The organism is Proteus hauseri, assembly GCF_004116975.1.
In the GTDB taxonomy this organism is placed as follows: Bacteria; Pseudomonadota; Gammaproteobacteria; order Enterobacterales; family Enterobacteriaceae; genus Proteus; species Proteus hauseri.
This window is the reverse complement of sequence record NZ_CP026364.1, coordinates 1,385,143-1,399,920: the sequence shown is the minus strand read 5'-3', so window position 1 is coordinate 1,399,920 and position 14,778 is coordinate 1,385,143. Positions and strand designations below refer to the sequence as shown.

The 14,778-nt window shown below is 38.9% G+C and carries 14 protein-coding genes; 6 read left to right on the top strand and 8 right to left on the bottom strand.

Translation table 11 applies throughout. The annotated features are described in order from the left end of the window. Window positions 1–57: 57 nt before the first annotated feature. The 3 genes from PH4a_RS06360 to PH4a_RS06350 are packed head-to-tail and all read right to left on the bottom strand — an operon-like array spanning window position 58 to window position 4,012. Window positions 58–957: a dimethyl sulfoxide reductase anchor subunit family protein gene (locus PH4a_RS06360; protein ID WP_129038626.1), complete on the bottom strand. Its 900-nt coding sequence runs from the start codon at window positions 955–957 to the stop codon at window positions 58–60. Further along, window positions 954–1,595 (bottom strand): DMSO/selenate family reductase complex B subunit, encoded by a 642-nt coding sequence (locus PH4a_RS06355; RefSeq protein ID WP_129038624.1) that lies wholly within the window; start codon window positions 1,593–1,595, stop codon window positions 954–956. The genes PH4a_RS06360 and PH4a_RS06355 overlap by 4 nt, the downstream gene beginning before the upstream one ends. Then, a complete protein-coding gene (locus PH4a_RS06350) occupies window positions 1,592–4,012 on the bottom strand; it encodes a DMSO/selenate family reductase complex A subunit (RefSeq protein WP_129038622.1) in 2,421 nt (806 codons plus the stop codon). The genes PH4a_RS06355 and PH4a_RS06350 overlap by 4 nt, the downstream gene beginning before the upstream one ends. Before the next feature lie 446 nt (window positions 4,013–4,458). On the opposite strand from PH4a_RS06350, the gene PH4a_RS06345 reads away from it, so the two are divergent. After that, the gene (locus PH4a_RS06345; RefSeq protein WP_129038620.1) at window positions 4,459–5,244 is read left to right on the top strand and encodes an AraC family transcriptional regulator; all 786 of its coding nucleotides are present in this window, start codon (window positions 4,459–4,461) and stop codon (window positions 5,242–5,244) included. A gap of 72 nt (window positions 5,245–5,316) precedes the next feature. Here the strand turns inward: PH4a_RS06345 and PH4a_RS06340 are convergent, their stop codons facing one another. Then, a complete protein-coding gene (locus PH4a_RS06340; protein WP_129038618.1) occupies window positions 5,317–6,816 on the bottom strand; it encodes an MFS transporter in 1,500 nt (499 codons plus the stop codon). Between the two features lie 90 nt (window positions 6,817–6,906). On the opposite strand from PH4a_RS06340, the gene PH4a_RS06335 reads away from it, so the two are divergent. Continuing rightward, on the top strand, window positions 6,907–7,473 hold the full coding sequence (locus PH4a_RS06335) for a TetR/AcrR family transcriptional regulator (protein WP_129038616.1): 567 nt from the start codon (window positions 6,907–6,909) through the stop codon (window positions 7,471–7,473). A 49-nt stretch (window positions 7,474–7,522) separates the two neighbouring features. On the opposite strand, the gene PH4a_RS06330 is transcribed toward PH4a_RS06335, so the two are convergent. Genes PH4a_RS06330 through PH4a_RS06315 form a run of 4 tightly spaced genes read right to left on the bottom strand, consistent with a single transcriptional unit; the run spans window position 7,523 to window position 11,206 of the window. Continuing rightward, window positions 7,523–8,278: an iron ABC transporter ATP-binding protein gene (locus tag PH4a_RS06330; RefSeq protein WP_129038614.1), complete on the bottom strand. Its 756-nt coding sequence runs from the start codon at window positions 8,276–8,278 to the stop codon at window positions 7,523–7,525. Window position 8,279: 1 nt separating this feature from the next. Next, complete coding sequence (locus tag PH4a_RS06325; protein WP_129038612.1) at window positions 8,280–9,287, bottom strand: iron chelate uptake ABC transporter family permease subunit; 1,008 nt, start codon at window positions 9,285–9,287, stop codon at window positions 8,280–8,282. Next, window positions 9,274–10,236, bottom strand: a complete 963-nt coding sequence (locus PH4a_RS06320) for an ABC transporter permease (RefSeq protein ID WP_129038610.1) — start codon at window positions 10,234–10,236, stop codon at window positions 9,274–9,276. The genes PH4a_RS06325 and PH4a_RS06320 overlap by 14 nt, the downstream gene beginning before the upstream one ends. 4 nt (window positions 10,237–10,240) lie before the next feature. Further along, the gene (locus tag PH4a_RS06315; RefSeq protein ID WP_129038608.1) at window positions 10,241–11,206 is read right to left on the bottom strand and encodes a siderophore ABC transporter substrate-binding protein; all 966 of its coding nucleotides are present in this window, start codon (window positions 11,204–11,206) and stop codon (window positions 10,241–10,243) included. Between the two features lie 452 nt (window positions 11,207–11,658). Here PH4a_RS06315 and PH4a_RS06310 point away from each other — a divergent pair, with 452 nt between their 5' ends. From PH4a_RS06310 to chbR, 4 genes are all read left to right on the top strand, one after another. Further along, window positions 11,659–11,985, top strand: a complete 327-nt coding sequence (locus PH4a_RS06310) for a PTS sugar transporter subunit IIB (RefSeq protein WP_064718246.1) — start codon at window positions 11,659–11,661, stop codon at window positions 11,983–11,985. 91 nt (window positions 11,986–12,076) lie between these two features. Continuing rightward, window positions 12,077–13,435: a PTS N,N'-diacetylchitobiose transporter subunit IIC gene (gene chbC, locus PH4a_RS06305; RefSeq protein WP_129038606.1), complete on the top strand. Its 1,359-nt coding sequence runs from the start codon at window positions 12,077–12,079 to the stop codon at window positions 13,433–13,435. A 57-nt stretch (window positions 13,436–13,492) separates the two neighbouring features. Then, a complete protein-coding gene (chbA, locus tag PH4a_RS06300) occupies window positions 13,493–13,840 on the top strand; it encodes a PTS N,N'-diacetylchitobiose transporter subunit IIA (protein WP_129038604.1) in 348 nt (115 codons plus the stop codon). Window position 13,841: 1 nt separating this feature from the next. Next, window positions 13,842–14,699: a transcriptional regulator ChbR gene (chbR, locus tag PH4a_RS06295; RefSeq protein ID WP_129038602.1), complete on the top strand. Its 858-nt coding sequence runs from the start codon at window positions 13,842–13,844 to the stop codon at window positions 14,697–14,699. Window positions 14,700–14,778: the final 79 nt, after the last annotated feature.

Genomic DNA, 14,778 nt, shown 5'->3' with positions numbered 1-14,778 from the left:
CCAAATATTTATTTGAGGTTTTCTTTTTTATTATTTAAAAGTCGTTATAGCGTGTGGTTAGTGAATCGAGTAAAAAACATAGCGCAATATAAAGTCAGCAATAATTGCCAGTACACAACCAATAACAAATAACGATTCTGTTGATGTTGCTTGGTTTTTTTGCGTTAGGAATTTTACTAAGCTATATCCACTTGCAATCACCGCAAGTGTAGCAAGTACCCAACAAGTGATGCGAAGTGTGCCAATTGAGTGATAAACCTCTATTGGTGACAGCGGAAATGTCACGGATTTTTGGCTATATAATGTACTTGTTAAATATTGCTGATAAAAAGGTTGATACAGTAATCGGGTGATTAAGCTAAATGCCATTATTCCCCATAATTGCCATTTCCAGCGAATAGGTAGTGGTACTTGTGGAATTTCAATGCCTAATTTATGTCCAATGTTTTGTAATATTTTAAGTAATAAAAAGAAAATGGCGGCACCAAGTGTCAGCATTGCACCAAAGAACATAATATAAGTATTGTGATCCATCCATGTCAGTATGGAGGTATGGCGGTAAATAGATGCCATGCAATAAATATCAAATAGACCAATAAGAATACTGCTAGTTAATAACAGCATTGAGAGCTTGCGGGTACGCCACAACCATAAAAAGGTTAGCCCTAGGCAGCCAACAAAAATAGCAGTAACAACAACTTCACGGCTTAACCATGCAGAGAAAATATTTCTGACCGCATTAGGGGCGTTTAATGGCACACCTAAGTGAGTAATAGAAGCAATAGAGCCTAGTCCGGCTAATGCGCAAATTACAAAGAGAGTGAGTAACATAAAGCGATAATAGCTTTCGGCATTGAGATAATCAGCAAGGCGACGAGCAAAAATACCTGTAGTTAGCGCTAACCCAATAGTGGCATTCATCATGAATGTGAAGATTAATAACGACCATTCATTCATTTTCTTTCTCCCTTATTATTTATACCGTCGTTATTCGCACCTTGATGCGGGTTAATAACGAGGTTGGGATGTGTAATTGATGGATCAGGTAAGCCTGTTACATAGTCTAAATCGCCATAACGTTCACGAAGTTCATCAATAGGGCCAAATTGGATTGCACCGAGAGGACAAGTCGCAACACAAACCGGTTGCTCCCCTTTTTGCTGTAGATCGACACAGAAATCGCATTTCGACATCTGTTTAGTTTCTGGATTCATTTGTGGTGCGCCATAAGGGCAAGACCACGCACAAGCACCACAACCAACGCATTTATCAGTATCAACCATAACAATGCCGTCACCTTTACGTTTGTGCATCGCTGTTGTGGGGCAATTTTTTACACAAACAGGATCTGCACAGTGATTGCATGAGATTGATAAGGTATAAGCAAAAACGTTGTTAATTAACGCGCCATTGGTATTACGAGTGTAACCACCTCCCGTAATTTCATAAACACGACGGAATTTACGTCCCACATCAAGATTGTTTTTATCTTTGCAACCAACCTGACAGGCTTTACACCCCGAACAACGGGCGCTATCAATATAGAATCCTAACTGCTTGCGACTTACAGCGGGATAAACGATAAATTTACTCATGCTTTTGCTACCTCAACCAATAATGTTTGGTGAGCATTGCCATGTGCCATTGCGGTGCTACGAGATGATGTTAATACGTTGGCACATCCACCTTGATCAATACCTTTCGCATCAGGTTGCCACCAAGCACCTGCTTGCAATGCGACAACCCCGGGCATAATACGCTGTGTCAATTTGACGGGGATCATCGTGATACCTCGGTCGTTATAGACTTTGACCTTTTCACCCTCTTTGATATTTCTATCTTGCGCATCAAGCGGATTTATCCATAACTCTTGGCGCTGAACTTCTTGTAACCAAGGGTTAGCAAATTGTGTGGAGTTAGCACGATTACGGCCTTTCCACGTAATTAGCTGAAGTGGAAACTTACCCGTTAACTTATCTTCGGGGCCTTCAATTGCTGGTACATAGTGCGATAAGGCAGGGATATCGAGGTTATTCATGTCATAAAGACGTTTAGAGAAAATCTCAATTTTTCCTGATGGTGTTGGGAATGGATTGTTCTCAATATCTTGAATATTTTTTTCAAATCCGACATTTTGGGTGTGTGGACGATGTTTTAATAAATGACGACGTTTAACGAGTAACTCATTAAAGGTAGGGATGCCGTCCTCAGGGCGTTTAACGCTAGCGTCATTGACTAAATATTCAATCCAATCGCGGTCGGTTTCTTTCCCTTCGCTAAATTGTTCACCAACGCCTAATTTATCTGCAACTTCACGTAACCAATCGTAGTCAGTTCGACGTTCAAATTCTGGTTCAATGACTTTTTCAGATAAAATAATGTAGTCGCCATAACTCCATGTGCCGCCGATATTCCAACGTTCTAAGAAACTAGTTTCTGGTAGTAGAATGTCGGCATATTTTGCACTTGGCGTTAAATAAAGATCACTACAAACGATAAACTCAACCTTAGATTCGTCTTCTAACACGTTAGCCGCATGAAGAATATCGGTGTTTTGGTTGGTCATGTAGTTACCCGCCATTGAGAAAATCATCTTGATTTCAGTATCAAGTTTCTCGGCATTGAGTAACCCGTTTTGTGGAGTGACTAGCTTTTTATTTTCACAAGCTTGTACCCAGTTGGTGATATTGATTTTTGCCTTAACTGGATTTGTGAGTAAGCTTGGTCCTGCAATGGTCTTGCGTAAATCTGGGTTTAACGCCATACCATAACCCGCAGCCCAACCACCACGCACACCAACGTTACCTGTAATAGTTGCCAATAATGTCGCACCACGCGCTGTACGTTCACCACAAATATGACGTTGCGGCCCCCAGCCTTGCATTAATGCTGCTGGTTTTGTTGATGCATATTCACGAGCTAATTGACGAATAATATCTGCTGGTACTTTAGTAATAGGTTCTGCCCACTCTGGTGTTTTCACCACACCATCTTTTTTACCCATTAAATAGGCAACTAATGATTCGTTTTCACCAACACCATCTGGCATTTGGTGTTCATCAAATCCAAGGGTGTATTTATCAATAAAGGCTTGGTTATGCAGATTTTCGCTGATGATGACATACATCATCGCGTCCATCATGGCGTTGTCAGTGGTTGGTAATAGTGGGATCCACTGGTCTGCTAATGAAGAGGCGGTATCAGAATAACGCGGATCAACGACAATAAACTTAGTGCCGTTTTTCTTCATTTTTTGGAAATAATGATTGGTATGGCCAAACACAGTTTCGTTTGGATTATGACCCCATAAAATCACTAATGGTGTGTTTTCTAAGGTATCTAAAGTGCTGCCACTTGCGGATGTGCCATAAGTGTAAGGGGTAACCGCCATCGTGTTACCGTTACTTACTGAGTGGTAGTTTTCTAGAAATCCGCCAGTGATATTAAACAATCGACGCAGCATATTGGCACCAGAGAATATTCCGCCAGTCACACCCGTACTTAAGCTTACAAAGCGAGAAGCAGGGCCGTATTGTGCGTTAATTCGCTGCATATTTTGTGCGATGAGTGTTGTTGCCTCTTCCCAACTAATTCGTTCAAATTTACCTTCGCCCCGTTTGCCTACGCGTTTCATTGGGTATTTTAAACGGTCGGGGTGATAGACAAATTTACGGTAGCCTCGCCCACGTACACAGGCGCGCATAATGGGCATTTCTTCGTCTAAATCAGCGTCAGGGCGTGTGCTAATGCGCATCACTTTGCCATCTTTAACATGGGCGCGAATGTCACATTTACCGCCACAGTCAAAACTACTACAAGTAGAAACAACACGTTCGCCATCTTCAGTTGTTATTGGTTTTACAGCGCTAGCATCATCAATGGTTGCAGCAATAGATCCTGATGCAAGAAAAGGGAGGGTAACTAATGCCGAGCTGGCTTGTAAAAAGTGGCGGCGGCTAACATCGCTAAGAATATTCTTTTTATCACTATCGTGATCGGACTGATTGCTCATAATGAACTCTACCTTAAACATAATAGGCGGATCCCGATATACCCGATACTTGATATAAAGAATTAGTGTGGTTTTTCTAGGCTATGAATATAGGGAATGTCTGGTATCCGCTGCATTATTATTGAATGCATAGATAATTGCAGAACGTCCGAAATAACGTCTGCGAGAGGGATAGTAGTTGATTAATCTTTTGCCAACATTCTAAAACCAGACAATGACATCTGAATTTCAGCCTATTTACGATAGGTGTTAAAAGCGCGTTTTTTGATTGTTAATGAGGTTTATTAAATAGATATCAGTAAGGTTTAAATTTAACATAAGTTAATATCGTTATTTATTTAAATATATAGCGAATTTAATAATATGACCTTTATTTGCCGGTGTGCGGATAGAGGGATAGCTGTTATATTAAATAAGACAAAAATAAGAAGAGAGCGACCCAAACTGTGAGAAATGTGCCTTTAAAAAGCGTTGATTCACTTGACCGAGATATTATTGCGCTTGGTACAGATTATTTGCCTAATACACTATTAGAAACGCATCAGCATCGTCGAGCACAGTTTTTATATCCTGCGACAGGACTTATTGAAGTAAGTACTGACGATGGCGAATGGGTTATTCCTCCTTCTTGTGGCGTGTGGATCCCACCGCAAACAGGCCACGAAACACGTATGCTTGAAGTCAGTACTCGCAGTTTATATATAGAGCCTTTAGCTGCTCCTCGTAATAGTAAGCAGTGTGAAGTATTGAGTGTTTCACCATTATTTCGTCAACTGTTATTAGAGGCAGTTGATGTGCCGGCAAAATACGATAAAAAAGGTCGCGATGGTATTTTAATGCAGTTAATCTTATGTGAATTAGCTAAAGCGAAACCCTTGCCATTTTTTGCTCCGATTCCTCAAGATAATAAATTAGCGACGCTGTGTCGTGATTTTATCCGTGATCCCAAAATAGATTCATTGCCTCAACAATGGGCTGATAAATTACATAAAAGTGAGCGTTCTTTTAGCCGTTTTTTCCGTCAACAAACAGGAATGTCATTTTCACAATGGCGTCAGCAAGTTTGCTTATTGAATTCATTAACTCAAATTTTATCGGGCCGAGGAATTACCGAAATTGCTTTTGACTTGGGTTATAACAGCGCGGGTTCGTTCTCAACTATGTTTAAAAAGCAGATGGGGTTATCGCCTTCTCACTTTAGTATGGATGCCTTGGATATTGATCGGTTTTAGTTATTTAACGTATTAACCTCATTATTAAAACGCGCCAAAATGGCGCGTTTATTTTGTAGAATATCTTTGTTTTTAAGCCACTTTTTTCCGTATTGTATTGCGTAAGCAATAAGGTAAAAAAATCAGATTTAATGCTGTAATAATCGCGGTAGCAATTAAAACAACTAAAAAAGCTTGCTCAAATGCGGTGTTAGCTTGAGTAATTAATAAAGTCGATAATGTGTCTGGTAATTTTTCAGACACAATTAATGCTTCATCTAAACTGTCATAAACGACATCACTGACATTTAGTGAGTCTGGTAATATCAGCTTTAAGGTGTATACCGTACTCATTAAACTTCCCATAAACGTAACACCAATAACACTACCTAATTCATAAGCCACATCTTCAATTGAGGCTGCCATACCAGCTTGTCTATCTGCCACGCTTAACATAATAGAAGTGGATGCTGTGGTAAAAATCATTCCTAAACCAAAGCCAATTAAAAATAGACTACCGATTAATACCATTGGTGATGTAGTTTGATACACTGCGATTAACCAAATATTTCCCACTAAAGTGAGTGTAAATCCGGCGATAATTAACCGAACTTCGCCTAATCGTGCTAAAAAATAACCGGTTAATGGGGATGCTAAAACAGAGCCAATGGGGATGGGTAAAATAACTAGCGCTGCATTTAATGGAGTAAAACCTGCCACTAATTGTAAACGTTGGCTTAGTAATAATTCTATACCAACGATTATCACCATTGAAAGTACCGCCATCGCAATACCAATACTAAAAAATCGATTTTTAAATAAGCAAAAATCAATCATTGGGTGAGTCTGTTTTCTTTGACGCAAGGTAAAAATAGTTAGAAAAACAACGGCAATAAGGGTTGCAATAGCCGCTTCACTCCACTGTGTGTAAGGTTTTCCTAGCTCTTTTAAAGCATAAATTGCGCTGACTAAACCAATTAGAATAAGTACAGAGCTTAAGTAATCAATTTTATGTTTACCATGCCCAGCATATTGAGGAATAAGCCAAATCGCAAAAGGTAAAACAATCAGGACTATCGGCACATTAATTAAAAATACCGAACCCCACCAAAAGTTATTTAATAAAGCACCGCCAATTAATGGCCCTAAAGCTGCACCTCCAGAAGCAACCGCAGACCAAATACCGATAGCCACTGCACGCTCTTGTGAATTGCTAAACACTTGGCGAACTATCGAAAGAGTCGCTGGCATACTCATTGCTGCACCAATCGCTAAGAAACCACGAGAAGCTATTAATGCTGTGGCAGTAGGGGAAAATGCGGCACAGAGTGAGGCAATTGCAAATAGCGGTAGCCCACTAATAAATAGTGTTTTATGGCCGATACGGTCAGTTAACATGCCTGCTGCTGGTAATAATCCCGCAACAATCAGAGGATAAGCATTCATTATCCAAAGTTTTTCAGAAGCACTGGCGTTTAAATCATGGGTTAAACGAGGTAACGCGGTATAGAGCACTGTGACATCAACGACAATCAGAAACAGCATACTCGATACTAAAAGCAGTATGATCCAGCGTTTATAATCTCTTAACATAAAAATCTCAGTTATTATCATGGGTATTATTTTGTTGCTAACAGTAGTAATATAAATCCATACGACCGTATTGAAAAGAGGTTTTTTTAAATGGGACGCCAAAGAACAATTGATAGAGATAAACTGCTTGAAGCCATTTTTGATATCGTTATGGAGCAAGGTGCTGCGGCATTGACGATAGATACCGTTGCTAAAAAAATGGGCATTTCGAAAGGCGGTGTTCAATATTGCTTTAGCAGTAAAGAAGCGATGATTGATGCAATGTTTGAGCATTGGGAAGGTGGGTATGAAGCCCGATTTAATGAAATTGCAGCAAAAGAAAACTCACCAGAAAATCGCGTTACTGCACATATTCATGCAACCCATAATCATGACCAAGTTTCTTTTGCCAAAGGCGCTAGTTTGATGGCGGCACTGTTGCAAACCCCTGAATATTTGCAAAGTACCAAAGAGTGGTATCAACAACGATTAGCAGGGTTAGAGACAACAACAGAAGCAGGAAAGCGGGCAAGATTGGCATTTTTAGCAACAGAAGGTACTTTTTTATTACGCTATTTCGGTTTGATGGATATTGATGATGCAACATGGCAATCAATATTTGAAGATATTAATTCAACGCTGATTCAACCAGAAAAAAAATCAGAAAAGAAATCATAAAAAAGCATGTTATTTAAGATGAAAATAACATGCTTTAGTCTTTGTTGAATTAGTAATACATTGCGATGAGCTTGTTATCAAGCTCTTTGATTTCAACAGGAGTATCGAAAATATCTTCGATAATCTCTGCTTTCATGATCTCTTTTGGTGAACCATGATAATAGAGTTGCCCATTACGCATTGCTAAAATATAGTCAGAGTAAACAGATGCAAAGTTGATATCATGAATAACAATAATAATGGTTTTTCCTAACTCATCAGCGGCTTTTCGCAGAAGTTTCATCATTATTACTGCATGTTTCATATCTAGATTATTTAGTGGTTCATCTAGCATAACGTATTCAGTATCTTGGCAAAGAACCATCGCTACATAGGTACGTTGGCGTTGTCCACCAGATAATTCATCAAGATAACGGTGACGAAATTCGGTTAGATTTAAAAAATCTAATGACTCATCAATGACTTTTTTATCTTCAAGTGTCAGACGGCCTTTGCTATAAGGATAACGACCAAAACCTACTAATTCTTCCACTGTTAAACGGCTCACAAACTGGTTTTCTTGGCGTAGAATTGATAGGTTTTTGGCTAGTACATCGCTATCTGTGGCAGCAACATCCATACCATTAACACTTACCATGCCACTTTCAGGAATTAATAAGCGTCCAATAACAGAAAGCAGTGTAGATTTACCTGCACCATTAGGACCAATGATCGAAGTAATACCGCCACGTTGAATCGTTGTTGTAATATTATCTAAAACAGTAATATCTTGATAATGTTTCGATATTTTGCTGATTTCAATCATGTTAAAGTCTTCTTAATACTAAATAGATAAAGAACATCCCACCAATAAACTCAATAACAACAGAAAGTGTGCCTGTCATTTTCAAACCGTATTCTAATATTAACTGTCCGCCAATTAAGGCAATCGTGCCGAGTAAAAATGCGACGGGCATAAGAAAACGGTGTTGGCTGCTACCACTGATATGATAAGCAAGGTTAGCAACAATTAATCCTAAGAAGGTTAAAGGACCCACTAATGCAGTAGAGACAGCAACCAATACTGAAATCAATAACAGGATATAAGTGGTCTGTTTACGGTAATTAATTCCAAGGTTAATCGCATTGGCTTGGCCTAATGCCATGACATCAAAGCTATAGCGCATACGCCAAAGTAGCACACCCACAACGACGATGATGGCTAATGCACAGAAGATAAGATCAGGTGTTGCTCTGGTGAAGGTGGCAAACATGCGACCTTGCAAAACAGAGAACTCATTGGGATCCATTAGGCGCTGTAATAAGGTGGCGGAGCTGCGAAAGAGCGTACCTAGAATAATACCGATCATCAAAACTAAGTTGATATTAAAGCGAACCGAGCTAAATAACCATCGGTATAACAACACAGAAAACAGCACCAATAACGCGGATTCGATAAAAAATTTGGTGATATTGAGCATCCACGATGCTGGCATATCACTTTCAAAGAAGACAAACAGCGTTTGTAGCAACACAAACAGTGCTTCTAATCCCATTAATGATGGGGTGAGGATCCGGTTATTGGCGATAGTTTGAAACAGTATGGTCGAAACACCCGCAGAAAAAGCGACAATAATCATTGTCAGTACAATATAAGCGCGATGAGTCAAAATATAAGCGATATTGCCGCTTAGGTTGATCGACATAAATAGAGCGATAGCCAGCAACGATGCACCTAGCAATAACCCAATTCGGGTAGTAGGCGAAAGGCACTTTTTTTCGCGTAAGGCAGCGCCAGTACATTTGCTGATAAGTGATGAGTTAACTTTTTGCATAACGTTGCTGCTTTAGTAGTAAGAATAAGAAAATTACTGCACCCACAGCGCCTAAAATCACACTGGCTGGAATTTCAAAGGGATAGCGAATTAAACGACCAATAACATCACAAAGTAAAACTATTGCTCCACCGCTTAAACAGACCCAAGGGATGGTTTTACGGATATTATCGCCCATTACCAAACTGACCAAGTTTGGCACAATCAAACCAAGAAAGGGTAAAGCACCGACAACGGAAACCACTACGCCACTGATTAATGCGATAATTGAAAGGCCAATGATCATCACCTTACGGTAATTTAATCCGACGTTAATGGAAAACTCTCGACCCATTCCGGCAACAGTAAAGCTATCGGCGACCCAACAGGCCATTAAGGCTAATGCGCCAACCAGCCAAAGAAGTTCATAACGACCCTGTAATACGCTAGAAAAATCGCCACTAGTCCAGGCATCTAATGATTGCAATAAATCAAAATAGACCGCTAAAAAGACGGTTAATGCACCAATAACCGCGCTGAGCATAATGCCAACAAGAGGAACAATAAGCGCTGTTTTTAGAGTTATTCTTTGTAATAGCATCATAAACAGTATTGTGCCAAGCATGGCAAATACAGTTGCTACCATCATTTTGGTGAAGATGCCTGCTGCTGGGAATAGCAGCATAACGACTAATAATCCAAGGCTGGCAGATTGTGTGGTTCCTGCTAAAGACGGCTCTACAAAGCGATTTTGTGTTAGTAATTGCATAATTAATCCAGCAACACTAATGGCTCCACCGGCAAGCAATAATGACAGGGTTCTTGGAATACGGCTGATAAAGAAGATATCGCGCATATCAGGATCAGCAAAAAGCGAAGCAGGAGTAATATCTCCTGCGCCGATAAATAGACTGATCATTGAGAGGATAGCAACAAGTCCTATCCCCAATGATAAATGATACGTTTTCATTCAGTTACTTTATTTTTTTATTATCCAAAGCCTGATTAATAGTATCCATTAAGCGAGAGTAAGTTTGGATCCCGCCTGAAATATAAATCGAGCTTGAATCAAGATAGATAACTTGGTCTTTATTCCAAGCATTCACTTTTCTAACCAACGCGTTATCTAATACTTGCTGTGCAGGTTGTGAATCTTCTCGACCAATAGCAGCGTCGCGGTCAATCACAAACATCCAGTCTGGGTTTAATTTCAGTAATAATTCTGAGTTTACAATATTACCGTGAGAACCTGGGCTATCAAATGTGTAAGCCGGTTTAAAACCAAGTACATCATAGATAAAGCCAAAGCGAGAGCCTGGGCCATAAGCCGAGATTTTTCCGCCGCTGACTAAAACCACCATTGCTGTACCCGCATCTGATGTTTTTGCTTTTACGGTATCAATTTTGCTATTGAAATCAGCCAGTAATTTTTTGGCTTGTTCTTCTTTACCAAAAATTTGACCAAGTTCTGTCGTGCGCTCTGACAGACTTTCGATAAAGCGTTTGCTGTCGATATCCATAGAAATTGCAGGTGCAATTTCACTTAATTTTGGATAAGCATCACGAGCACGGCTACCACTTAAGATAAGGTCTGGCGCAGTGTTGCTCAGTTTTTCGTAGTTAGGCTCAAATAATGCGCCTTCATTGATGTAGTCGTTGCTGTTGGTGTATTTAGATAAGAATTCAGGTAAGTGAACATTCGTCTGTGGAAGTCCAACAATAGGCACACCTAGCGCATCAATAATGTCTAAGGTTTCCATATTCATCACAACCACTTTTTGTGGATGTGCTGGGATTTCGGTTGTCCCTTGAAAATGTTCAATCGTGAGAGTTTGTTTCTCTGTTGATTGTGCTGTTGATGTGTCTTGAGCGTTATCACAACCTGCGATAACAAGTGAAGAAAGTAGTAAAAACAGTGGGTTTAATGACTTTTTAAACATTCTCTTTCCCATATTGTTGCAACTCGAAATAAGACGGATCTTTACAGCAACGGCCTAAATCTCGATCCACTAAAAGACAATAATAACATCAAAACGATAAAGAGTAATGATACTAATTCACATTCTCATAATAATAAAGAGTTAACTTAATTAAAGTGATGAATTTTTGCGAGAGATCATATGGGCTTGATTGATGCTTAAAGAGGGGAAAACCGAAGAAAACTAAAGATTATTTGCTCAATTTGTGAAGAGTGTCAAAAGAGTAGGTCAAGGAGAAACAATTCTTATCTGCTAGGAAATATCGTTCCCTAGTATCATTGCGTATACTTTATTCAAGCAGAAACAATCCTTATTTTAATCTTATTTCTGTTTCTGTACTGACACAGTAATGAATGCACATGAGAAAGCATGGTTATCTCTAGGGCAAATCGTTGCCAACTCAAGAGGGTTTTATGCAAAAGAAATATATTTATCTATTTTGTTCTGCCGGCATGTCAACATCTCTTTTGGTTACAAAAATGCGCGCGCAAGCAGAAAAATATGATGTTCCTGTCGTGATTGAAGCATTTCCTGAAACATTAGCAGAGCAAAAGGGACAGGAAGCTGACCTTATTTTACTCGGACCTCAAATAGGTTGGATGCTTTCAGATATTCAAAAATTATTACCGAATAAACCTGTCGAGGTTATCGATTCTTTGTTATACGGAAAAGTGGATGGTTTAGGTGTGCTAAAAGCGGCCGTTGCCTCTATTAAAAAAGCAGTAGCAACAACAAATTAATTTTTTATTTTTGAATTTTATTTTTATTTCAGTCAAAGAGTGAATTTTTCAGCTAGCCGTGCTGTTAGCGGCATTTTAAGGGTATTTTTCTATGAGTAAGTTCATCGGTTCACTTGAAAAGGTACTCCTTCCTTTTGCGGTTAAAATTGGAAAGCAACCTCATGTCAACGCCATTAAAAATGGTTTTATCCGTTTAATGCCGTTAACCCTAGCAGGGGCGATGTTTGTTCTTATCAATAACGTTTTTCTTAGTTTTGGTGATGGCTCCTTCTTTTATTCTCTCGGTATTCGTCTTGATGCATCAACAATAGAAACACTCAATGGTTTTAAAGCGATTGGGGGTAATGTCTATAATGGTACATTGGGTATCATGTCATTAATGACGCCTTTCTTTATCGGCATGGCATTGGCAGAAGAACGAAAAGTAGACCCAATTGCCGCTGGGTTACTTTCTATTGCCGCCTTTATGACAGTAACACCTTATAATGCGGGTGGTGCTTATGCTGTTGGTGCCAACTGGTTAGGTGGTGCAAATATTATCTCTGGTATTATTATCGGTATTGCGGTTGCCGAAATGTTTACCTTTATAGTGCGTCGTAATTGGGTGATTCGATTACCGGATAGCGTACCTGCCTCTGTTTCCCGCTCGTTTTCTGCGTTAATTCCTGGCTTTATTATTCTCTCAATTATGGGGATTATTTCTTGGGGACTGGCACACTACGAAACGCATTTCCATCAAATCATCTTAGATTCCATTTCAACTCCATTAGCTTCTATGGGTGCCGTTGTTGGTTGGGCCTATGTGATTTTCACTTCATTGTTGTGGTTCTTTGGTATTCACGGATCGCTCGCACTCGCAGCACTTGATAGCGGAATTATGACGCCTTGGGCGTTAGAGAACGTAGCAATTTATACAGAATATGGTTCTGTTGACGCAGCATTAGCCGCAGGTAAGAGCTTCCATTTATGGGCTAAACCAATGTTAGACTCCTTTATTTTCTTAGGAGGGACTGGTGCAACGTTGGGGCTTATTCTGGCAATCTTTATCGCTTCTCGTCGTGCCGATCACCGTCAAGTTGCCAAGCTCGCATTGCCAGCAGGTTTATTCCAAATTAATGAGCCGATTATTTTTGGTTTGCCAGTCATTATGAACCCAGTGATGTTTATTCCCTTTATTCTTATTCAGCCTGTTTTAGCTGCAATTACTGTCACGGCTTATTATTTAGGGATTATTCCACCTGTCACGAATATTGCACCTTGGACAATGCCTACAGGACTAGGTGCATTCTTTAATACCAACGGAAGCATTGCCGCATTATTACTAGCGCTGTTTAACCTTGGTGTCGCAACGGTGTTCTACTTGCCTTTTGTTATTATCTCTAATAAAGCACAAAGTGAGATTGAGAAAGAAGAGAGTGAAGAAGATATTGCCAATGCATTGAAGTTTTAAGTTAGAAAAAATAGGTGCAGAGTTTTCTCTGCACCTAAAAGTCAAAGAGGAAATACGATGTTAGATATTGAAAATGCCGAAGACAGTTCAGCAACAGAAGATGAATTTGAAGAGATAGTTATGGGGCTTATTATTAATTCGGGGCAAGCGCGTAGTGTGGCTTATGGTGCATTAAAAAAAGCCAAAGAAGGTGATTTTGAGGGTGCAAGAAAATTAATGGAGCAATCTCGCGCAGCATTAAATGAAGCCCATAAAATTCAAACGCGCTTAATTGGCGATGACCAAGGATTAGGAAAAACCAAAGTCAGCTTAGTATTAGTGCATGCACAAGATCATTTAATGACCTCTATGTTAGCAAGAGAGCTGGTTACGGAATTAATCGAATTACATGAGAAGATAAAATAAGATGAATAGGGTGGTGGAGTCATTAAAAGCCCAAAGCGAAATACGTATGGTCTATGAGGACCAGCTATTTAATGGCAAAAACTTTCATGTGTTTATTTATAATAAAACAGAAAGTGTCAGCGGATTGCATCAACATGACTATTATGAATTCACCATTGTTTTAACTGGGCGCTATTATCAAGAGATTAACGGTAAAAAGATTTTATTAGAACGTGGGAATTTTGTTTTTATTCCTATAGGTTCTCATCATCAAAGTTTTTATGAATTTGGTGCGACTCGTATTTTAAATGTGGGTATTAGTAAATCTTTTTTTGAAAAACATTATTCTTCTTTATTGCCTTCTTATTTTATTGCATCACAAGTTTATGAACTAAAAAATGAATTTCTCTCTTATATTGAATCCGTTATTAGCTCATTAAATTTTCGTCATACTGAATTTAATGAATTTATCGAAATAGTCACCTTCAATGTGGTTAACCGTCTACGACATCATAGAGATAATCGTATCGAAGATGATATTCCTTTATGGCTAAGAGATACGGTAGCAGAAATGCACGATAAACAGAAATTTGGTGAAAATGCTTTAGCTAATATGGTGATATTATCAGGGAAATCACAAGAATATTTAACCAGAGCGACGCGACGTTATTACGATAAAACACCAATGCAAATTATTCATGATATTAGGATTAACTTTGCAAAAAAACAGTTGGAAATAACCAACTATTCGGTAACGGATATTGCTTTCGATTCTGGCTATAGCAGCCCAAGTTTATTTATTAAAACATTTAAAAAGGTTACTTCGTTAACACCAAATAGTTATCGAAAAAATTTATACAGTATTAAAGAAACAAATTAATTCATTATTAAGCGTAAAAATTTAATCAATAAATAAATTGATTTTATTTAGCCATTTAAATGAAAAGAAAAATTAATTG